Below are 19,642 nucleotides of genomic sequence, written 5' to 3'. Positions count from 1 at the left end.
GAAACTTGGGCCGTCTTTTTTAGTGCAAAAGGCTTGTATATGCATAAGGGAAGCTATTATATGGTCAACGGCATTACGTTTTATCGTTTAATAGCCGCCCCTTTTCTCCTGTTTCTTATCTTTTCTGAACAGCTTAACTGGTTCAAATGGTTACTAGCTTTTAGCTTTTTTACCGATGCCATCGACGGCTTTTTGGCTAGAAGGTACAAGGTTGTGAGCGTTATGGGCGCCAAGATGGACTCCATTGCGGACGATTTAACTATATTAGTAGCCATCGTAGGTTTATTTGTCTATCATAAAGACTTCGTTTACGAAGAGTATAGTTGGATACTCGTATTGCTTTTTCTTTTCCTCTTTCAGGTTGGCTCAGCCTTGATTCGTTATGGAAAATTTACCAGCTTTCATACCTACCTCGCTAAAGTGGCCGCCGTTGCCCAAGCACTTTTCTTAATACCGTCATTTTTTCTTACCACGCCTTCTTTACCCTTATTTTATATCGCGATCGCCCTGACGACTTTAGATCTACTCGAAGAAACCATCATGGTGTGGCTGTTGCCCAAGTGGAAAGCTGACGTCAAGGGGATAAAGGAAGCGCTGCGAGTGCGACGAAAGCAAAATCCAAGCTAGGCCTGTTGAATGGGGAGACTGAACCAAAACGTGGAGCCTTCGCCCGGTGAACTGACTGCGCCGATTTGACCTTGGTGACGCTTAATGATGTCCGACGAAATGAACAGGCCTAAACCCAGTCCTGAAAATTGTGACGACGATTCCTCTACGCGGAAAAAGCGGTCAAATACCAGATCGAGCTTTTCCTGTGGTATGCCGATGCCGTAATCTTTTACCGAAATCTTCACTTCGGACTCGTTCCGTTCTGTAAATAAGTCAACCTTGTCCGCTTTGGGCGAATACTTGATGGCATTGGTCAAAAAATTAATCAATACCTGCTCAATGCGGTTTTTATCGGCATATACATCGACATCTATATTGCCGTGTATTTGAATCGTATGGCCCCCCATATTTTTTACCTCGTACACACAATCTTGTATCAATTCATTGATGTTAAACGTTGATTTCTGTAAGATAATCTTTCCTGCCTGAATCTTCGTTACGTCCAGCAGATTTTCGATTAAGAAAGTAATCTTGTCGACCTGCTGATTAGCTTTCGCTACAAATGTTTTAAGCATACCATTGGGCCCGCCTTTTTCCGCTAGTCGATCGATAAGCTGCAAGCTAGCTTTCATGCTGGTAATGGGGGTTTTTAACTCGTGGCTAGCGATACTCATGAACTCATCCTTTTTGGTAGCTAACTCTCGGGTGGCCAATTCGGCTTCCTTCAACGTGCTTACATCCATTAATGAGCTTATAACCCGAAAAGGCATGCCCGACTCGTTATTCAGAATAAAACTTCTATCAAAAACATAACAGTAAGAGCCGTCTCCTTTATGAAAACGATATTCACCGCTCCATTGTTCAGCGCCTTGGTTAATCGCTCTAAGTAAATCCTTTCGCACGACTTTTACATCATCGGGATGGATTTTGCTGAACCATTGATTGATAGTTTGTACTTGTTCGTCCGAGCTATAGGCAAAAATAGAATAAAAATTATCGCTGTACCAAACGGTATTATGAACTAGATCCCAATCGCGGATGCAGTCGTTAGTAGCCCGAGCTACGAGCCTAAAACGTTCTTCGCTGAGGGCCAATTCCGCTGTTCTTTTCGCTACCTCGTCTTCCAAGCCACTATTCAGATTCTTTAACTGTTCGCGGGTAACAACCAGTTCATTATAGTTTTTGCGCAGTCTGTCTGTCGTCTCTCGTTGCAGGGTAATATCATTAAAAGTGAGCGCCAGGCCGTCTCTCATTTTAACCATACTTATCTCAAACCACTGTTCGCGGTTGTCAATCTGCAAATTACACGCAATCTTACGCGCTGTTCCGGATGTATAGGTGTCAAGTAGTTTCTTGCTTACACGTTGGCCAAGGCGTTTGGTCAAATGTCCGAAAAAAGAGGGATGATCTTTACGTATGGCAAGCCTATCAAGTAGGTTGGCACCTGCTTCATTTTGCGTCAGCAAGACAAATTGTTGATCAGAGTTCGAAGCATCGTTATTGACCGTCAATACAAATATAGCTTCAAGGCTGGCATCAAATACAGCTTTAATGATGCTGTTGAGATTTTCTAGCGCGGAAATATCAATGAAGCTTAATACAAGGCCATCAATCTCCTTGTCGCGCCGAACAAAAGGATAAATACGCATAAGGTAGATGCGGCTATCCTGTAATTGCACCTCTTTTTCGTAAAAGCCTTTGTCGCTTTGCGCTTTCTTAATATCTTCCAACAGGTTATCATTGGCAAGATTATTGGAAATATGACCGATGGGCCGTCCAATGTCGCCTTCTATTAAATTGATCAGGCGCATGGCTTGCGGGTTAAACTTCCGGATTTTTAAATCCTTATCCAAAAATACCTGGCCGTTCTCAGTACTCTTAAAGTAATTGTCAAGATCATCGTTTAATTCGATCAGCTCTTTAATTTTCAGCTGGTGTTCGGTATTTAAGGTATGAAGCTCCTCGTTAAGGGATTGTAACTCTTCGTTCGAGCTTTGTAACTCTTCATTACTGGATAATAATTCTTCATTGGAGCTTTGTAATTCTTCATTGGTTGTCTCCAATCCTTCTATCGCCAATTGCAAATTATTTCGCGTCTCATTCAGTTGGTCTTCGAGCTCTTGAATGTAGCGCTTTTCATCCGGCGAATCGCTGTGCAGAGAAAATGTCGATAGGGGTTCATGTTCCCGCAGCGGGATGGTTACATCAATAAAGACCAGCATGGATAAATGCTCGTGTGGAGGTGCCGCTGGGTGTATGTGGATATTAACATGATTGATCTGGTCATCCTTACGGAAGCTTAAGCCGGTCAAAGATACTTTTATTCCTTCTTGTCTCGATTCACGTATGGCATTGCTCAATGGTAGTTTTACCTCCTCGGGAACCATACTGAGGATATTCAAATTCAGCTTTTTTTTGGGAAGGCTCAAATAATTGTGGTAGTTGCCGAGGGTTTCTTTGACCTCATTGTAGCCGTCTATATAGATAACGGTATAACCGAGTTCGTCCAACATGAGTTGTTGAAAATCACGACGAAGGCTTTCGCCGACACTCAGTGATTCAGTGGCTTTCCTGGGAACATACGAAGTGCTGACGGTACCAAGTGCATTGCCATATTCACCCAAGTACTTTTTCAGCTGATGTGGTGACCTTTTGAAAATTTTCCATTTGCCCGATATTTGTTCAAACCCGTTTTCAAGAGCCCCGGTGGTTTCACTGGGTCCTAAAAAGAGGGCACCGCCCGGTTTCAAGGCAAAATGAAAGATCGACAATATTTTCTCCTGCAATACCTTGTTCATATAGATCAGCATATTACGACAACTGATCAGATCGTTCTTTATAAAAGCCGGATCTTTGATGACATTATGGTGAGCGAAAACAACTTGCTTTCGAATGCGTGGTATAACGGCATAATGATTATCCTCTAGCGTGAAATAGCGTTTCAATATCGAAGAGGGTACATCCTTTTCAATGGATAAGGGATATCGATTTCTGCTGGCAAGGCGAATGTTACTTTCATCAACATCGGTGGCAAAGATCTTGACCGGAAGCCGAGTTGCCGTCTGCTGAAGGTATTGATCCAGCGATATGGCCAATGAGTAGGCTTCCTCGCCGGTGCTACAGGCACAAACCCATATCTTAAAGGTCTCCCCGGTTGCTTTTTGCTTGACCAGCGATGGGTAAACTTGTTCTTCTAGGTAACGGAACGCTTCGGGGTCCCGAAAAAAACGCGTCACATTGATTAATAAATCATTTGCTAAACTATGCACCTCGTCCGCATTTCCTTCCAGGAATTCGATGTATTTTTGAACGCTTTTTATTTGCTGCAGCCGTATGCGCCGCGAAATACGGCGGATAATCGTCGGTGTTTTATAATAATTGAAGTCGCGATCACTGTTTTCATGCACAAGTGCCAGAATACGATCCACCTGTTGATCGTTCAGCTCACCGCTTAGCGCTTCATCTTCCCCATTCATGAGCTGTATATAATCCAGCATCTGCTGAGGCATTTCCTTAGGAGGTAATATCGCATCCGCATAGCCACTCATAATGGCCATATTAGGCATGCCGTCAAATTTAGCCGTATTCGGCTCTTGTACGAGCACATAGCCTTTGTTCTTTTTTATAGCCTGAATACCTCTGGTACCATCACTTCCCGTACCGGACAGGATGACCGCAATGGCTCTTTCCTGTTGGTCATTTGCCAACGAGTCCAAAAAAATATCAATGGCATTGTTGGGTACATTGTTGACCACTTTTTCGGCTAAGCATAAGGTTCCATTATGAATGGTCATGCTCATCCGATTAGGGATGACATAAATAGCCGCTCGCTCCACCGCCATATTGTCTCTCGCTTCCAACACCTTCATTTGGGTATGTTTGGAAACCAATTCCACTAAAAGGCTCTTATAATCGGGCGATAAATGTTGTATAATGACAAAAGATAATTGTGAAAAATCCTGTACGGCATCGAAAAAGCTATTGATAGCTTCTAAGCCACCGGCAGAGGCCCCAATGGCTACTATATAATGGGCCGTTTCTCTTATATCCTTTTTTTCAGTCATAGAAAGATGATACTGCAATAATAACAATTATTCCTGCGCATTTTTACTTAAATACTCAAATATGTAGAGTCTGATGGCGTGAGCTGCCTCTTTCTCTTCCTCTTTCCAAGGGATGGATGAGTTCTTCACCTCTTGTTTCCAAATCCTAAAGGAATTACGTGGATGATAAGTGCCGGCATCCTGCTCGAAATTCACGGCTTCGTTTGGATTTCCGCCCCAGTCAATGGTATAAGGGTGTTCAGGTCTAAAACACAACAGATAATTTCCCTTGTGTTTGTCTATTTCGATGGCCAATAAACCGCTTCCCATATTCGAGTACGCCTGCGCTTCTTCAAATTCATTTGTCATATTATTACTAACAAAAACCGGTTCTAATTGCTTTTCCTGTAACCAAAAGACAAGGTTTTGTAATTGCTCTTCGGTTGGAACAGCGCCGGTGCTATAGTATTTATTGTCGTATATCAATACGGTTCCTTGCGCACTAAATAGTTTCAATAAATGATATTCGTCATCAAAAAGTGCTTTTTCAAGGGAAACTTCACGGTATAGATTGCGAAGGATAGCATTTTTATGAGTTGAGATGGTGCTGCTGAAAGCAAAGGTCTCGGCATTTAACAGATTGGCAAGTTGTTTCGAAACAAAATCAGCCAGTAGCTCAAACTGACAGCAGGTTTCGAAATCGGGGTAGCGCGGTGTATTATGATGAAAGGAGACCAGCCCCCAAAGTGTATCATTTACGAGAAGCCGCACAGACATGCTGGCATCTACTTCCATATTATGCAGGTATTCCAAATGCACCGGTGCAACACTCCGTAGATGGCAATCAGACAAATCAACAAACGACATACTGAGTGGGTTGATAATCGGGTACAGCTTTACCGGTTCATAATGGGATGTCGGTATCACGCGATAGGGGCTTTTTTTATAGAGTTCTCTTGCACTCTTCGGAATATCGGAAGCCGGGAATTGTTGGCCTAAATAGCTCACCTTCCCACTATGGTTTGCCTCCGCAACTACTTTTCCATTCCAATGCTCATCGAACTGATAAATCATAACCCGGTCAAACCCTGAAAGTAGCTGGAATTGATGGGCCGTAGCCGATAAAAGTGTGGGAAGGTCATGCTTTTGTTCTAGCTCTGCAAAATTATACCGAAGCGCCTGATAAATTTCCAAAAAACTTTTTTCTTCGCTTGTGGGGCTTAATTCTACTAATAGATAAGGCCCTTTAATATGGATTAGCGCTAAAAATAAGCTGTCGGCCAAACGTAGACGAAATGGAATCTTTTGACTGCTGAAGTGGTTGCCGGTAAGCTTTTCGGCATGCAACGATTCGTCCAGCCAATCATTGATAGTGGTTCCGATAATGGCATCTAGGGGCTGATTGAATAGCGCTGCTATGTTTTCGCTTACTTGTACGATCTCCAAATGTTCCGGATCTAAAACTAAGAGATACCCATGAGGCTGAATTAAATTAACATTATGTAGGGGTATTTTTCCGCAAAATTCAGCATCATAGTTCCTGATCGTCATGTTATCGTTCTCCTGTAATTTGTAGCGCTTTTTCGTAAAAGTACTATTTAATAAATTAATTGTTGTCTCTTCCAGTTTACAAAGTACCCTTAAGGGACCAAATCGGACTTAATCATCTTAATAAAACGAAGAAGCAAAACTTTTGTTTCGTCTTGTTAGGATATTTTTTTTCTTTAGACGAAACGATTTGATTACCTATCTGTGGTTCTCAATTTCGTATAGACCATGTTGATGCCAAACAATAACCGGGACATTTGGGTTATCTTAAAAAAGAGCTGCGATTATGGCATTGAAGGAACCGGTCTTGAAGCTGCTGCGTAAAAAGTATGATCCATTATCTTTGGTGGAATTAACTTTTCAGCGTTACGATCTGATGTTTAAAACCGATGAAGAGGGCAGGCCTATTTTGCTTTTTATGGGCAAGAAGGATGCGAATGGGAATATACGGGGTGAACGATACGCTAGAAGGCTTAAGTTTGATAAGGAAGGACGTCTCATCAAAGACCACTGGGATCAGAAAGGGAAAGCCACGCCTTAAGTGAAACAAGGGGCCTGGTTACCCATTTTGCCCCTTGTTGTTCGTTAAGCTCTTAATTTAAGATCGGAAATAAAGGAGAGGTGATTGAGATAGTCAACGATATCCTCTCTACTTTTTCCTGTTTTCTGCTCTAAACGATGGACTAGCTCGATCTCTTTACCTTCTTCATAGTATAGGTCATCTTCCGTGAGCTCACTCCATTTCGTTCTTATCTGATTTTTAATCTGTCGCCATGATCTTTTTAATTTCCATTCACTCATATGCATTTCATGTTAGGTAAACGTATAGACGTAAATTTCACTTACTTTGTTTGCAAGCTAAGAATTATTTATTTCTTTTTCGTGACGTATACTGTGATTATTTCAATAATTTACACAGGGAAGCGGTGTTTACGTAGTATGAAACTGGTTGGTATACAGTTTTTTCACAATTGAGTCTCAATTTTTTCTTTTTAACTAACGAACTTATTACTTTTGTCTCAGTAGAATCAACCTAAATTAATCTCATGACAAAAAATCCGCTGTTAGATGAGCAAACAATCGCCTTTCTGAAAGAGTTCGCTGAAAGTATTCGTGCCGAAATTGACGCCATACAATGTACCATTGATATCGTGCAGAAACGAAAGCAAATTTCTGTTTTTCATGAACCCAAAATGACGGATGCTGCAACAGAAGAGGCAGTTTCTTCCCCAGCGAAATGGAGGAGAGGCGTTTTGGTGCCTGTTGAAAAATTCGACCCTTTCGGTAAATTGGATAGAAAAATTGCCTATGCACTCACACGTTTAGGAACGGGCGATCGTGATGCCATTTTAAACGAAATCCATCAGGCGCAGCCGGACCGGGATAAATACAAACTGGAGAACGCTTTGGCAGTGCGGATGAATTACCTTTTGAAGAACGGTTTTGTGGATGCGCAAAAAATCGGAAGAAAGTATCAATATCAATTGCTCAAGACGGACTGAAAGAAATAGCTGTATGCAAAAAGCTAATATGCTACAATAGCTTGCATACATACTACAATAGCACTATTGTTCTCGCTGATAAATTTGTCAGTATAAATCTAATCTGTTTGACTAGTAGATAATCAATAGGTGTAAAACGGCAAAGAACCTTTTTACGCATAGCTTACTGATTATCAATCTAGCAGATTGGATTGATTCAATAGGCTATGGAAAGAATTATTGCGAAATACTATATTGAAACTCCCTTTGATCCGGAAAAAGCGGCTTTGATCAATTGCGCCATGCTCAGTATCAATAGTGTTGGCCTTGCCGGTGTGAAAAAAATATGTGATCAGGGTGCATTGGTTATCCATGGTCATCGGAATGGTTGGGGCATGCTGAATAGGCACCCCTGCTGGGTATTTAATTTACGGCCTACCAAAAACTTTGGCGCTTCGCGAGCGTAGATCAGCTACATGTAAATGGAATTCAGAATAAATTTTGGGAATCGGATGACTCGGTGGTACAGTCCATCGAAGCTTGCTTAACGCCTTTTTCTCGTGAAACATTATTGCCCGTGGTATCTTCCGGTCAGGGGGGCGGGCAAGCCTTTGAAACCTACCGGCGCACGAAAACCATTGATTTATTATACATGGCAGGAGGGGGGATTATGGCGCATCCCAGGGGTCCCGATGGAGGTGTGGTGGCCTTAGAACAGGCTTAGGAGGGGCGGTTAAAGGACTTGCCATGGAAGAGGCCGTTCCGTGGATGAATATTTCCGGATCTTTATTGGCTAATTATTGGCGGAAAAGGCTTGTAAAAAATGATAGCTCGACCAGTTAATCGGTCTGATAACCGTATTTATACGCAATCGTTTCGGTTTTTACCTAATTGTTAAATCACAAACCTTTTTTGATACTCTTGGCTAAATTTTTGTCTTAATGATTATAATTACTTAAAATCAAAAGCTAGGATAACATGGATCAAATGCGATTGTCACAAGATGCAAGAATTTCAATTAATTACGAATCGACGGATTTACCTTCCTCGTTTCGCCTACTCCGTCCACTGATTTTTCAGGACGGAAATGAATTCATCTGCTTATTTGGGCCCGATTTAGAAACAGGTATTTTCGGGTTAGGGTTTACCGTGTCTGACGCTATTATTGATTGGGAAAGTAAATTGAAAGACCGTCTGGCACATATCACGGAATCAGATAAAGTCGGTGAAGAGGCGAGAAACTTGCTGGATGCGTCAGAAGGCGTTGATACCTAACAAAGCTAACGGCTTTTTGTTATATAGGTCTAAGGTAAATAGCCTTGAAAATGATGATGAATCCTATTATTAAACATAAATATACCGCTGATCCGACGGTTATAAATTACGGCGGTCGAGTATATCTCTATACCGGACACGACGATCCCCCGGAAGGGGTTGATGATTATGTGATGAACGACTGGCTTTGTTTTTCGTCGGCCAACCTGAAAAATTGGGAAGAACATTCCTCCCCTTTGAAGGCAATCGATTTCTTATGGGCATCGGGTGATGCCTTTGCATCGAATGTCGTGTGTCGCGATCATGTTTTTTACTGGTATGTGGCTGTAACCCATCAATCCATTTTCGGAAAAGCAATTGGTGTAGCTACGTCTGATAGGCCAACAGGTCCGTTTGTTGACGCCAAGGGAGCCGCATTAGTTACCGGCGACATGTTACCTTGCCCCACAACGGAAAAGGCTAATCTTGACCCAAGCGTGGTCATCGATGACATCGGACAAGCTTATTTATTTTGGGGAAATACGACCTGTTATTACGCGAAGTTGAAGGCGAATATGATCGAGTTGGACAGTGACATCCAAGTGGTGAATGTCCCCGCATTTGGGGAAGGGGCACACGTCTTTAAGCGGAATGGATGGTATTACTTGATGTATGGCTATGGTTTTCCGGAAGACATAGCCTATGCCATGAGCCCCACAGTGCATGGGCCGTGGGATTTCAAAGGAGTTATCAATAAGGTGCCCTATAACTGCGAAACGAATCGTGCGGCGACACTTGATTTTCAAGGAAAATCTTATTTTTTTTATCATAATGGAGCTTTAGAAGGAGGAGGCAGTCACAGACGGTCGGTCTGCCTCGACCTCCTTTCTTACAGGCCTGATGGCACCATCGAGCCGATTATCATGACCCGAGAAGGAATAACAGCCGATGAGGGTTGATCTGACTTTACTTGGCACCGTCTATTACTGACTTTTCTACATTTCGAGCTGCAGGTGTTTTAAACTGTGCATGCTCAATTTTTAGTACAATTGGATTGGGCCATTGGTTGTTGGTGTAGAAACGTTGCCCATTGACAGCACTCACTGCCAGGCCCACCGGGCTAGGACTCACTATTATCTCCGCTGACAGCCCTTTCTGGTATTCAACCAGCTCGCTTTTGTAACCCAGTATACTCACTTTGGTCCGTTCACTTCCGGTGATATGGGGGAGTAAAAAGTTTCTCCGGGTGCCATAGGCCCAATCGGATGGCTCTTCACGTGTAACGAATGCGTAAATAGTCTCGTCATTATTTGCTTGAGTAAACCAGAGGTCGCCATCACGTATGGTGGGCAAGGGCTTGACCTCATAAATTGATTCTCTGTTGGCAAAGTTCCATAAGGCAATTTCACGAAGCAGGTTCTCTTGTTCTGCTTGCATGGATCCATCCGGTTTCGGGCCTACATTTAATAGAAAATTACCGCCTTTCGCTCGAATTTCAATCAACATGTTGATAATTTCCGTACCGCTTTTATGTGGATCATTGGTGGCTTTGTATTGCCAGTCGGTGCCCATCGTATAACAGGCTTCCCATGGACGAGGTAGGGGAGCATCAGGAATATTCTGTTCAGGTGTTTTCATCAGATCGCGTGTAATCACCAGATCAGGATTGATACTCCAGGCATATTCGCGAAGCCCATCTCCGGGGCCATCGATGAAGAGAATATCGATATTTCCATAATGGGTCAGCAATTCCTTTAACTGCGCCCTGTCATAATCAAATAAGGCTTTGTTATTTACCGGATAATGCATCGGATGCTGTAAGCGGCCTAAAGGAAGTTTCTGTTGATGAAGAAAATAGAAATCTTCCGGTGAAAAATAGATGCCAATGGCGATGCCCTGTCTTCGAAAGGCGTCTATAAGCTGCTTCGTGATATCACTCTTATAGGGGGTATTCATTACATTAAACGGCGTGGTCTTCGTATCGAACATGCAAAAGCCGGCGTGATGCTTTGCCGTAAATACTACATATTTCATGCCCGCAAGTTTGGCCATCGTTGCCCACTCATTGGGATCGAACTGATTCGGGTTGAAAAAAAGAGGAAGCTCTTCTATGTAACGATTCACGTAATCATCTGATGCCCCGGCTAGCGAGTGACTAATAACGCCACCCAAGGAGACGTCTACGTTCCAATGAATAAACATACCGAAGGCTAAATCCTGAAACCAGGCAACTCGCTCCGGCTTGTTGTCTTTCTGTTGTGCATTCGCGCATAAGAAGATATGAAAAATTGCAAAAGATAGATAGAAACATTTGAGGCAAAGTTTTGAAAATAGCATCATGTGGCGTTTTTAAGATTCCGGTTTATCTTCAGAACTAATTTAGCAAAACTTACGGCTTTTTCTACAGGAACATAGAATTACTTTTTCTAGGTTTATAAAATTGGTCATAAAGATGATTACCCACAGCTAATTTTTTTTCGTGTGGGCTAAAACAATCTTTCTATCCTCTTGTTTTGTTTTGAAGCATAGAGCCAAGTACGCTCTTGTTATTATCTAACCTGAGAATTAGGCATGGGGCCGTTTTTGATACTAATCAGCTTACATACATGAAACAAATAATCGTTGTAGAAGACGACAAGGACATAAGAGAGCTCGTCGAATATTTATTAGTGGGTGAACAATTTGAGGTGCAAAGTTGTGCAAATGTGAGAGAGTTTAGGCAGCGGATGCAGGATATTAAACCGAACCTCATTTTGTTGGATATTATGTTGCCCGACGGCAATGGCGTTGATCTGTGTCGGGAGCTCTATCAAGACGAAAAAACAAAGGATATTCCGGTCGTACTCATGTCTGCGCACGGTAGGCGTAATTTGGTTGAAACGGAGCATTGTGTGCGCGATTTTATCGAAAAGCCCTTCGATATCGGCCATTTTCTAAACACCATTAATCAATACAGTGTGTAGTGAAACTGAAAAAATTATACAGTTTTTCCTATGTCATCTTTTTTTAAGACGGAAACTATAATGACTGTTATTTTGTTACTATGACAGTATTTAATTGTTAGTTAAATTTGAACATGAAAATTGCTGTCGTAGATTATAATCCGATCCATCGGGAAGGTGTAAAAAAGACCCTTGAAAAACACGATTTGGACGTTGTATTTGCCGGTCAACACCTGGATGATTTGCCGAAGACCACCGAATTACTGCTTTGCTTCGTGGATCAATATGGAAATCAACGATGGCAAAATTGCATCCTTCAAGCGGTTGCGTCCGGTTTAAAAGTGGTTGTGTTTGACAACGCCTCGAACCTCCAGAGACCGGCGATGTTTAAAAAACTAGGTGTGCATGGTTATCTTTCCAGTACATTCAGTTTAGATGATTTTCCGCAGGTTTTACGGGTTGTTAAAAAAAACAATTTCTTTATCGATCCATCGTTACCCTTTTTGTTTTTTGAAAGATTGGCGCCTTATGAAAATTATTTGGATGCATTTAATCCGAACGTGGCCTTAACCGATCAGGAAAATGAGATATTGGATCTATTAATCGAGGGTTATACTACGAAAGAAATCTCCAAACGTTTAACAAGCAATAAAAGAGTAATTGATGAGACAAAAGGCAAAATTTTTGCAAAGATAGGAGCAGTTGATAATTTGAGTTTGATATTGTATCGCATCTGTAGCCGGCTTTAGGACGAGCTTTTGCGACTTGATTTTTCACTTCGATTAATGGCTTGCACCCAATCCGACTTACGACAATTTTTACAGTTTGCGTCTTTGCCCTGATCCAAGCCGCAATAAGCGCAGACGATTAGGTCTGCTTGCTGAAAGCGATGTAGGTAAGCTGTATCGTTCGCGGGAATAATGGATAGGCCGCCGACGTCGTCTTCGTTTTCAATTAAGGTAAAGCTGCCGTTAGGCTCAATGTAAAGTCTTTTCACCTGACCTAGATGAACGATATGCTCTGAACGCAATTGGGCAAAAACGCGCTCACGTGTCAAGGTGGTATCTTTGATATTTTGCAAGCATAGGACTCCGTTTTCAACCAACGTATCGATATTACCTTGACTAATGCGCTCGAATTTTTCGCTCTTACTGGCTCGCTTGGCGATTATACGGCCAAAAAAGACGACTACGATCGCGATAATAATGGCTGGGAGAACACCTCGTTCCGGTGACTGAATGGGAACCCCAATAGCAGCGGCTAAGGTGACAAGCGAGGCCTGTTCGGTGCGACTTAGCTGGCCTGCCATACGACTGCCGATTAGACGGAAGCCGATCATTAGGATTGCATAAATAATAAGGGTGCGGATAATGATTTCAATAAAGAAGGCACCCGGTGCCTCTCCAATAAATACTCTCAGCCAGTCGCCAAGTTGAATGTCTTCTTTTTTCATCGGATATTAAATAATGGCTTGGATAAATTCGGTAGCTCCACAGTTGGCACAGGGATCTTGTTGGGTTCTACTTACCTTGCCACAGCTGCAGCAAGCGTAATCACCGTCGTTGTATTGTGTGTCGGATAAGCGTAGGTCATTTAGTGGATAAAGGGATAGGCCCGCTCTTTTACCCTGATGTTGATAAACGCTAAACAGTCCGCAGGCTTCCAAATAAACACGATCCACCTGTCCTAAATTGAATATTTTCTGATTTCGAAGTTTGGAAAATAATTGCTGCCTGGAGATATTCGTTTTTTGCAGCGTTGGTAAATCGATTATTCCGTCTCTTACGAGTAGGTTTACTTTTCCTTGTATAACATCCTCCGCCTCGTGATTTCTATATGAAAGATAATTAAGGCCCCGTAGAAAAGCGACCGCGAGCAGCAGTATGATTACCCCTTGTAGGATTCCTCGATCGGGGATCTGCATGGGCACGGACACAATGGCACCCATGGTAATCATCACTGCCATTTCTGCTATCGTCAGTTGGCCCGTCATACGTTTTCCCAATAATTTAAGGGCTAGCAATAAGGCCGCATAGACGATAACCGTCCGTATGAATACCTCTAGCATAAAAGCCGCAGGCGTCTCTCCAAACAGGATACGTTGTATGTCCGTCAATTGTATTTCTTCTTTTTTCATAGGATTGCGCTTGTTGTGTCCCCGGTTTTACCTCTCGAAGACTTCAAAACATCGGCCAAACTACTGCAGTTAGCTGGCAAGCTCATGGTGCAGCGGGAGCCAGCGCTCTTACTTCCAAATTGTTTTGATTTATATACAACAATGACGCAAGGAAACGACAGCCTTGCTGCTTTTGATGTTCGGTGGACTTTTTCGATGATTACCATGTTGCTTTTTCGTTACGTGTCGCGCCATTTTTGAGCAAGGCTGTGGAAAAATAGTTTGGCGACAATATTGTAGGAGAGAGCTAATTCTTGATGTTATGGAAATTCTATATTTATATGCGCCTTCCTCCTACGGGAGAAAAGAAGATAAGAAAGCGGGCAAGTTCCATTTTCAGTTGAAAATTATTTATGCTGAAAAAAGGGGCGATGGTCAATATAATTTTTACGACCATGAGAGCTGTTCAGTTACGGTGATTGACCAGTTTTATTGGTTCATTTATGGAAAGGGCATGAATGAGACATTTTTATCCGTGCACACCATGAATGACCTGATGGAACAGATGACTTCTTTTGGTATGGGATTCCGCTTGATAAGTGCGCGGAATTATCATCGTCTTAGACGACTTTTTGTGTTGAAGCTTTTCCACTGTACTGAACAAATGGTGCAGGCTACAGGCGAAAACCGGTTTCTATTCTACGATTCTCAAATGTCATTGAATACCATACGGATTGTCCACCTGAATCGGACCCGGCATTCAATGGTCAGTTGCTTAGAGAATTTCTTGATCACCTATCCTCAAGTGGACGTAGGAGCTCCTTTCCCCTTTCTTACGTTTAGCCTACAAGCATATGACCCAAGGAGCTTCACAACCTTTGAGGACGCTTATCCATTTGTTTCGACAGAGAATGAATTTACCTCTGCTCTTCAGGAAGAGGAATATCGCTCTTTAAGACGTTTTATTCTCGGCGAGATCTGGGAGCGACATGAACTCGGCGAGAACGGCTTTTGGTTGACAAAAAGTTTTTGGGACCGATATTCGATCATGATGAACTGAAGAGAGATCGATCATCATTTCCTCTTACCGATCTTCCGTTATGTACCAAGCAAATCCGTAGCCTTGCAAACTTATATTCTGGCTTTGTTTTGTCGATTTCCCACTAATCAATCGAATTTGTTTATCCTTTATCCACCGTCCTTTAATTTTGAATTCTTGGGGTTGATCTGAAAAGTTATGTAAGGTTAGTAAACTTCTATCGTTATAGCGATAGCTTATTGCTAAAATATATTTCGAACTGGTTGCAAGGATTTCAAATTCGCCTAAGCCAATCTCCGGATGTTGTGCCCTCAATTTGGCTGTTTCTTTTATAAAGTTAAGCAGCGAGCCTGGATTTTTAAGTTGAGCGGCGACATTTACCTTCTCATATGCGTAAGGGCCTTTATCGATAACGGGTCGGAAAGCCGTTTTAGCTTGCGTGAAGCCGCCATTAGGTTCAGCCGACCACTGCATGGGTGTACGGACGGCTAACCGCTCTTTTAAGGTCAGGTTATCGCCCATACCGATTTCTTCACCATAGCGCAGAACGGGTGTACCGGGTAAGGAGAAGATCAAATGGTAGGCCAATCGGATCTGCTTGTCGTCTTGCAACATGGGCGCAAGGCGACGCCGAATACCTCGATGGTACAACTGCATGCTTGTATCCGGACCGAAGCGCCGGTATACTTCGTTTCGCTGTTCTTCTTTTAACCTACCTAAGTCTATTTCGTCGTGATTGCGTAGAAAATGAGCCCATTGAGCTGCATGCGGCTTTTCTTTTGTGTCTTTAATAGCAAGCACGAGAGGTTTTATTTTTTTCGAAGCGAACGCATAAAAAAGATATTGATTCACATAGAAGTTAAACATCATCTGCATGCCGCTATTGTTGATTCCGAAATAGTCCTTATTTTCTTTGGGCGACAAATTTGCCTCTCCCAATAGCAACGCATCGCTTTTTTCCTGTTTTATGATGCTTCGAAATTGCGGTACGAGCTCGATCATTCGGTCAGGATTCGCACTGCCCGTTTCCGGCACATCAATGATAAAGGGAACAGCATCTAAGCGATAGCCGTCCATGCCCTTTTTGAGCCAAAAACGTAAAATTTTAAAGGCCTCTTGCTGCACCTCTGCATTACGGTAGTTTAAGTCAGGCTGAAATCTGTAAAAACGATGAAAATAATACTGCTTGGCTATGGAATCGTAAGTCCACGTCTCTTTCTGAATACCGGGAAATACCATGCCCTGGTCTGCGTCTTTTGGTCGCTGAGGTTTCCAAACATACCAATTACGATAAGGACTGTTTGCATCGCTTCTACTTGCTTTGAACCAGGGATGTTTATCGGACGAATGGTTGAGTACTACGTCGGTAATTACTCTTATATTTCGTTGATGCGCTTGCTGTAGAAAATATTGTAAGTCGGCCAGTGTACCATATTGTGGATCGACACGGTAATAATCAACGACGTCGTATCCGTCATCTTCTCGAGGTGAAGGATAAAATGGAGCTAACCATATAGCGTCGACGCCTAGGCTGTCCAAGTAACCTAGTTTGCTGATCAAACCTTTGAAATCGCCAATCCCATCTCCGTCACTGTCTTTGAATGTACCTACTTCGATATTGTAGAAAAAGCTGTTTTTATACCATGGAACTTGATCATTCGACAGACTATCCTGTGCATATATCTTGGTGCAAACCGAAATAAATAGAAATATTTGTACACATAGCCGAGCGATCTTTTTCATAATGAATGTTAGTGTTTGATTTTTTATTTCTTCTGCTTTTTATCGTGATGAGGCTGCGAATAGGAGGGTGGATCACTGGCTGGAAAGCTTTGTTCAATCTCATCGTCTAACTCCTGATCCATTTTCTTCTTCGCCTCCGCTTGTTGCTTTTTTTCTTCGTTTTCAGCGTCGACCGCTTTTTTATCCTTTTTCATAACTTAATTTTTTTTGGTAGCAACAACCTGCTACCCCTTAGTAACAAGCTATAAAGGATAGAGTTTTGGAAAAGAATAAGAGCATGAACAAAAAGTAAAGGATACCTGGAGACGATGTTAGGCCTTGGAAATCTATTTGACGGTATACCGGACGAAAAATCAATTCCACTGATAAGTAGTAGAACAATCGGGGCTGTTTTCTGTTTATTTAACGCCCATCTTTCTGAGAACTAGATGTAAGCATCGGCGAGTTAATCGTGTATATAGCTTAACAAAAAGATATGAGTGCAAACAACGCAATTGAAAGAGTAAGCCACTCGTTAACACTCGAGGAAGATTTACCCTTGCACATAAAGGGGTGGAAGACCCAAAAAGTGGGTGGTCTGCTCATCTTGATTTTAATGATTTTGACAGCCCTTGGGTTGTTCGGTGAAGGGCCCTTAAGTGCCCGAAAAATAGTAAACGGGGATATCACAATGGAGTATGAACGTTATTTGCGATATCAGAAAGAGATGGATGTTAGCCTTCGTCTTTCGAATCAAGCCAATGTGCAGGTAGCTATTCCAATTGAATACCTCGATTGTTTTAAAATCGAAAAGATAGTACCGGAGGCAAATGAGAGCATCATTTCCGACGGAAAGGTTGTTTATACTTTTAACGTTGATAAAACGGGGGAAACTATTCTCCATTTCTATTTGCATGCACAAAAACCGGGGAGTGCGAAGGGAATATGGGAAGTTAATCGCCAAAATTTTCAAATCAATCAGTTTATTTATCCTTAAATACGATGAATCCAATTATACGAGGTATTGCCATTTATCTCTTCTTGCTGGTGCTCTTTCGGGTGTTGGGCAAACGTAGTTTAGCAGAAACGACAACTTTTGATTTTGTTTTGCTATTGATTATAGGAGAAGCTACGCAACAAGCGTTGTTGGGCGAAGATTTTTCAATGACGAATAGCTTGATTCTAATTACGGTGCTGATCGGGCTCGATATGATTTTGGGCAAATTTAAAGGGCGTTTTCCACGGTTGGATAAGATGCTGGAAGGGACACCCCTGATATTAATTGATCAAGGTCAACCTTTGAAAGAGCGAATGAAGCGAGCAGGTGTGGAGGAAGAAGATATTATGGAAGCAGCTCGTCTTAATCATGGACTGGAACAGTTGAACCAAATAAAGTATGCCGTTTTAGAAAGAAACGGAAGTATTTCTATTATCCCATTCACTGCTCAAAGCTAATTAAGTCATTCGTTGGTTTGCCACCTGATCGTAATTACAACAGCTGCTTCTGAATTCGTTGTACAAAATCGTGAATATCAAATGGTTTTTTGATAAAATCCTCTGCGGGGCATTTGCCATCGCCCATGAGTTGATGGTGCGCCGACATAATGATGATGGGTATATGTGAGGTAGATTGATTGGCTTTCAGTTGGTTGCATATGTCAATCCCGTTTCCGTCAGGTAACATCACATCCAACAAAAAGAGATCGGCGTGATTATCTTGAACATCCTTCCAAAAACTCTCTGCCCGTGCATGGCTTTGAACGGCTAATTTCTCTTCTACTAAAATGTATTCGATGATTTCGCGAATGTCGGCATCGTCCTCAAGAATAACAACTTTCTTTTCCATAAAATGGGCTTTGTCTTTAGCTTATAGTTTTGCAACAATAGCTGCGCCATTATTCTCAACACAAGCCTGGATTCTATAGAATGTGTAACAAGTGTGTAATTAAGTCGTTGACCGGTATCGGTTTTCACTTAAGATAAATAGGCTCTTAATTCATAACCGTGGCAATATTTTTGGACACAATGTTCAATAAAAATGGGAGCGAGCAAAGATAGCATAGGAGCTATTTTAGTTGACGAAATGGGCGGCCCCGGGAGTTCCCTGAGCATTTGATATGCTAAATGAAATTTTCAAAAACTTTAAGCGATTTAGGTCGTTGTTTTAATATCTACTTTAAAAACATGCAGTTATGGCAAATTTTGGAACGCCCGACGAAGGGCAACACACAAAGGAAATCGAAAATCAAACGGCAAAGATCCCATCGACAGTTTTTTTGGCAGCTGCTGTCGTTTCGATGGGCGCATCGTTAACCTTAAAATGCATGGGATGCAAGCATAGTGCTCTTTTCGTAGGGCAATGGGCGGCTCCTTTCCTACTTTTAGGGATTTACAACAAAATCGTGAAAACGTCCGGTAATGATTAAGAGATGCTAAAAGGCCTGGACATTACCGGGCCTTTTTTATGCTCTTTAAGACCGACTCGGCCTCTACCTCGGTTATGTGGAAATGCGTGGAAACATAAGCCAAACCCAAGCAATACTGTTCATTGCCTTGATAAATAAACACATCAATTTGCTAATTAGGACACTGCATCCATACCAAAATCGATGCGTTGTTTTTTACCTACCCTGTATGGTATAATAGAACGCAAACGGAGATTGGCAACATATTGGTTTACTTATAAAGGGATAACCATAAACATTTAGGGAAATGAAAAAGCATGAAAAAGAACCAACACCGAAACCCACCCAGTTTGATGTGGATGAATCGGTCGGGGATTCCGCATTAGCGACGGAAAAGGAAGGTAAGAAGGAACCAAAGTCGTTCGATGAAGATGAATCGATCGGCAATAGTAACATGGATAATAAAAAAAGGAACAAGTAAAC

Annotated in this window: 23 protein-coding genes; 14 read left to right on the top strand and 9 right to left on the bottom strand. The window is 42.1% G+C overall.

The genetic code is table 11. The features are described 5' to 3' along the window. Window positions 1–39: 39 nt before the first annotated feature. The gene (locus M1D52_RS20345) at window positions 40–627 is read left to right on the top strand and encodes a CDP-alcohol phosphatidyltransferase family protein (protein WP_437393141.1); all 588 of its coding nucleotides are present in this window, start codon (window positions 40–42) and stop codon (window positions 625–627) included. On the opposite strand, the gene M1D52_RS20340 is transcribed toward M1D52_RS20345, so the two are convergent. Further along, window positions 624–4,673, bottom strand: coding sequence for a chemotaxis protein CheB (locus tag M1D52_RS20340; RefSeq protein ID WP_437393142.1), 4,050 nt, complete (start codon window positions 4,671–4,673; stop codon window positions 624–626). The genes M1D52_RS20345 and M1D52_RS20340 overlap by 4 nt on opposite strands. Before the next feature lie 27 nt (window positions 4,674–4,700). Then, window positions 4,701–6,203 carry a GAF domain-containing protein gene (locus tag M1D52_RS20335; protein ID WP_437393143.1) on the bottom strand — a complete coding sequence of 501 codons (1,503 nt, stop codon included), beginning with the start codon at window positions 6,201–6,203 and terminating at the stop codon, window positions 4,701–4,703. A 283-nt stretch (window positions 6,204–6,486) separates the two neighbouring features. Between M1D52_RS20335 and M1D52_RS20330 the strand changes: the two genes are divergently transcribed. Then, entirely contained in the window at window positions 6,487–6,741 is a 255-nt protein-coding gene (locus M1D52_RS20330) for a hypothetical protein (RefSeq protein WP_437364433.1), read from the top strand. 44 nt (window positions 6,742–6,785) lie between these two features. On the opposite strand, the gene M1D52_RS20325 is transcribed toward M1D52_RS20330, so the two are convergent. Beyond that, complete coding sequence (locus M1D52_RS20325) at window positions 6,786–7,001, bottom strand: CsbD family protein (RefSeq protein WP_013665436.1); 216 nt, start codon at window positions 6,999–7,001, stop codon at window positions 6,786–6,788. Window positions 7,002–7,246: 245 nt separating this feature from the next. Here M1D52_RS20325 and M1D52_RS20320 point away from each other — a divergent pair, with 245 nt between their 5' ends. The 5 genes from M1D52_RS20320 to M1D52_RS20300 all read left to right on the top strand — a co-directional run bounded on the left by M1D52_RS20320 (window position 7,247) and on the right by M1D52_RS20300 (window position 9,894). Beyond that, a complete protein-coding gene (locus M1D52_RS20320) occupies window positions 7,247–7,702 on the top strand; it encodes a hypothetical protein (protein ID WP_013665437.1) in 456 nt (151 codons plus the stop codon). A gap of 206 nt (window positions 7,703–7,908) precedes the next feature. Beyond that, entirely contained in the window at window positions 7,909–8,148 is a 240-nt protein-coding gene (locus tag M1D52_RS20315; protein ID WP_437393144.1) for a hypothetical protein, read from the top strand. 20 nt (window positions 8,149–8,168) lie between these two features. Further along, the gene (locus M1D52_RS20310) at window positions 8,169–8,405 is read left to right on the top strand and encodes a RuBisCO large subunit C-terminal-like domain-containing protein (protein WP_437393444.1); all 237 of its coding nucleotides are present in this window, start codon (window positions 8,169–8,171) and stop codon (window positions 8,403–8,405) included. Window positions 8,406–8,659: 254 nt separating this feature from the next. Continuing rightward, entirely contained in the window at window positions 8,660–8,956 is a 297-nt protein-coding gene (locus M1D52_RS20305; protein ID WP_437393145.1) for a hypothetical protein, read from the top strand. Window positions 8,957–9,006: 50 nt separating this feature from the next. After that, window positions 9,007–9,894 carry a glycoside hydrolase family 43 protein gene (locus tag M1D52_RS20300; protein ID WP_437393146.1) on the top strand — a complete coding sequence of 296 codons (888 nt, stop codon included), beginning with the start codon at window positions 9,007–9,009 and terminating at the stop codon, window positions 9,892–9,894. A gap of 7 nt (window positions 9,895–9,901) precedes the next feature. Here the strand turns inward: M1D52_RS20300 and M1D52_RS20295 are convergent, their stop codons facing one another. Next, on the bottom strand, window positions 9,902–11,275 hold the full coding sequence (locus tag M1D52_RS20295; RefSeq protein WP_437393147.1) for an alpha-L-fucosidase: 1,374 nt from the start codon (window positions 11,273–11,275) through the stop codon (window positions 9,902–9,904). Window positions 11,276–11,541: 266 nt separating this feature from the next. Here M1D52_RS20295 and M1D52_RS20290 point away from each other — a divergent pair, with 266 nt between their 5' ends. Both M1D52_RS20290 and M1D52_RS20285 read left to right on the top strand, forming a co-directional pair. Continuing rightward, window positions 11,542–11,898: a response regulator gene (locus M1D52_RS20290; protein ID WP_437393148.1), complete on the top strand. Its 357-nt coding sequence runs from the start codon at window positions 11,542–11,544 to the stop codon at window positions 11,896–11,898. Between the two features lie 113 nt (window positions 11,899–12,011). Beyond that, window positions 12,012–12,626 (top strand): LuxR C-terminal-related transcriptional regulator, encoded by a 615-nt coding sequence (locus M1D52_RS20285; protein WP_437393149.1) that lies wholly within the window; start codon window positions 12,012–12,014, stop codon window positions 12,624–12,626. Here the strand turns inward: M1D52_RS20285 and M1D52_RS20280 are convergent. Both M1D52_RS20280 and M1D52_RS20275 read right to left on the bottom strand, forming a co-directional pair. Continuing rightward, entirely contained in the window at window positions 12,623–13,330 is a 708-nt protein-coding gene (locus M1D52_RS20280) for a DUF421 domain-containing protein (protein ID WP_437393150.1), read from the bottom strand. The two genes, M1D52_RS20285 and M1D52_RS20280, sit on opposite strands and share 4 nt — an antisense overlap. Before the next feature lie 6 nt (window positions 13,331–13,336). Then, the gene (locus M1D52_RS20275) at window positions 13,337–14,014 is read right to left on the bottom strand and encodes a DUF421 domain-containing protein (RefSeq protein ID WP_437393151.1); all 678 of its coding nucleotides are present in this window, start codon (window positions 14,012–14,014) and stop codon (window positions 13,337–13,339) included. A 301-nt stretch (window positions 14,015–14,315) separates the two neighbouring features. Between M1D52_RS20275 and M1D52_RS20270 the strand changes: the two genes are divergently transcribed. Next, window positions 14,316–15,053 (top strand): hypothetical protein, encoded by a 738-nt coding sequence (locus M1D52_RS20270; protein WP_437393152.1) that lies wholly within the window; start codon window positions 14,316–14,318, stop codon window positions 15,051–15,053. Window positions 15,054–15,077: 24 nt separating this feature from the next. Here the strand turns inward: M1D52_RS20270 and M1D52_RS20265 are convergent, their stop codons facing one another. After that, a complete protein-coding gene (locus M1D52_RS20265) occupies window positions 15,078–16,775 on the bottom strand; it encodes an alpha-amylase family protein (protein ID WP_437393153.1) in 1,698 nt (565 codons plus the stop codon). A 23-nt stretch (window positions 16,776–16,798) separates the two neighbouring features. Next, window positions 16,799–16,969, bottom strand: a complete 171-nt coding sequence (locus M1D52_RS20260; protein ID WP_437393154.1) for a hypothetical protein — start codon at window positions 16,967–16,969, stop codon at window positions 16,799–16,801. Between the two features lie 281 nt (window positions 16,970–17,250). On the opposite strand from M1D52_RS20260, the gene M1D52_RS20255 reads away from it, so the two are divergent. Both M1D52_RS20255 and M1D52_RS20250 read left to right on the top strand, forming a co-directional pair. Beyond that, the gene (locus M1D52_RS20255) at window positions 17,251–17,751 is read left to right on the top strand and encodes a hypothetical protein (RefSeq protein ID WP_437393155.1); all 501 of its coding nucleotides are present in this window, start codon (window positions 17,251–17,253) and stop codon (window positions 17,749–17,751) included. A gap of 5 nt (window positions 17,752–17,756) precedes the next feature. Further along, the gene (locus M1D52_RS20250; RefSeq protein ID WP_013665450.1) at window positions 17,757–18,209 is read left to right on the top strand and encodes a DUF421 domain-containing protein; all 453 of its coding nucleotides are present in this window, start codon (window positions 17,757–17,759) and stop codon (window positions 18,207–18,209) included. 34 nt (window positions 18,210–18,243) lie between these two features. On the opposite strand, the gene M1D52_RS20245 is transcribed toward M1D52_RS20250, so the two are convergent. Next, a complete protein-coding gene (locus M1D52_RS20245; protein ID WP_013665451.1) occupies window positions 18,244–18,600 on the bottom strand; it encodes a response regulator transcription factor in 357 nt (118 codons plus the stop codon). Between the two features lie 346 nt (window positions 18,601–18,946). Between M1D52_RS20245 and M1D52_RS20240 the strand changes: the two genes are divergently transcribed. Then, window positions 18,947–19,180 carry a hypothetical protein gene (locus M1D52_RS20240; protein ID WP_013665452.1) on the top strand — a complete coding sequence of 78 codons (234 nt, stop codon included), beginning with the start codon at window positions 18,947–18,949 and terminating at the stop codon, window positions 19,178–19,180. Window positions 19,181–19,466: 286 nt separating this feature from the next. Continuing rightward, window positions 19,467–19,640, top strand: coding sequence for a hypothetical protein (locus M1D52_RS20235; protein ID WP_165446985.1), 174 nt, complete (start codon window positions 19,467–19,469; stop codon window positions 19,638–19,640). Window positions 19,641–19,642 lie beyond the last annotated feature (2 nt).

This window comes from Olivibacter sp. SA151 (genome assembly GCF_054130995.1).
Note: the sequence above shows the minus strand (reverse complement) of the source record. Positions and strands in the feature narration are given on the sequence as shown.

Bases quoted from the DNA above. Each gene is read 5' to 3' on its own strand.
- M1D52_RS20345 (WP_437393141.1), top strand. From the start codon at position 40: ATGCATAAGGGAAGCTATTATATGGTCAACGGCATTACGTTTTATCGT.
- M1D52_RS20340 (WP_437393142.1), bottom strand. From the start codon at position 4,673: ATGACTGAAAAAAAGGATATAAGAGAAACGGCCCATTATATAGTAGCC.
- M1D52_RS20335 (WP_437393143.1), bottom strand. From the start codon at position 6,203: ATGACGATCAGGAACTATGATGCTGAATTTTGCGGAAAAATACCCCTA.
- M1D52_RS20330 (WP_437364433.1), top strand. From the start codon at position 6,487: ATGGCATTGAAGGAACCGGTCTTGAAGCTGCTGCGTAAAAAGTATGAT.
- M1D52_RS20325 (WP_013665436.1), bottom strand. From the start codon at position 7,001: ATGAGTGAATGGAAATTAAAAAGATCATGGCGACAGATTAAAAATCAG.
- M1D52_RS20320 (WP_013665437.1), top strand. From the start codon at position 7,247: ATGACAAAAAATCCGCTGTTAGATGAGCAAACAATCGCCTTTCTGAAA.
- M1D52_RS20315 (WP_437393144.1), top strand. From the start codon at position 7,909: ATGGAAAGAATTATTGCGAAATACTATATTGAAACTCCCTTTGATCCG.
- M1D52_RS20305 (WP_437393145.1), top strand. From the start codon at position 8,660: ATGGATCAAATGCGATTGTCACAAGATGCAAGAATTTCAATTAATTAC.
- M1D52_RS20300 (WP_437393146.1), top strand. From the start codon at position 9,007: ATGATGATGAATCCTATTATTAAACATAAATATACCGCTGATCCGACG.
- M1D52_RS20295 (WP_437393147.1), bottom strand. From the start codon at position 11,275: ATGATGCTATTTTCAAAACTTTGCCTCAAATGTTTCTATCTATCTTTT.
- M1D52_RS20290 (WP_437393148.1), top strand. From the start codon at position 11,542: ATGAAACAAATAATCGTTGTAGAAGACGACAAGGACATAAGAGAGCTC.
- M1D52_RS20285 (WP_437393149.1), top strand. From the start codon at position 12,012: ATGAAAATTGCTGTCGTAGATTATAATCCGATCCATCGGGAAGGTGTA.
- M1D52_RS20280 (WP_437393150.1), bottom strand. From the start codon at position 13,330: ATGAAAAAAGAAGACATTCAACTTGGCGACTGGCTGAGAGTATTTATT.
- M1D52_RS20275 (WP_437393151.1), bottom strand. From the start codon at position 14,014: ATGAAAAAAGAAGAAATACAATTGACGGACATACAACGTATCCTGTTT.
- M1D52_RS20270 (WP_437393152.1), top strand. From the start codon at position 14,316: ATGGAAATTCTATATTTATATGCGCCTTCCTCCTACGGGAGAAAAGAA.
- M1D52_RS20265 (WP_437393153.1), bottom strand. From the start codon at position 16,775: ATGAAAAAGATCGCTCGGCTATGTGTACAAATATTTCTATTTATTTCG.
- M1D52_RS20260 (WP_437393154.1), bottom strand. From the start codon at position 16,969: ATGAAAAAGGATAAAAAAGCGGTCGACGCTGAAAACGAAGAAAAAAAG.
- M1D52_RS20255 (WP_437393155.1), top strand. From the start codon at position 17,251: ATGAGTGCAAACAACGCAATTGAAAGAGTAAGCCACTCGTTAACACTC.
- M1D52_RS20250 (WP_013665450.1), top strand. From the start codon at position 17,757: ATGAATCCAATTATACGAGGTATTGCCATTTATCTCTTCTTGCTGGTG.
- M1D52_RS20245 (WP_013665451.1), bottom strand. From the start codon at position 18,600: ATGGAAAAGAAAGTTGTTATTCTTGAGGACGATGCCGACATTCGCGAA.
- M1D52_RS20240 (WP_013665452.1), top strand. From the start codon at position 18,947: ATGGCAAATTTTGGAACGCCCGACGAAGGGCAACACACAAAGGAAATC.
- M1D52_RS20235 (WP_165446985.1), top strand. From the start codon at position 19,467: ATGAAAAAGCATGAAAAAGAACCAACACCGAAACCCACCCAGTTTGAT.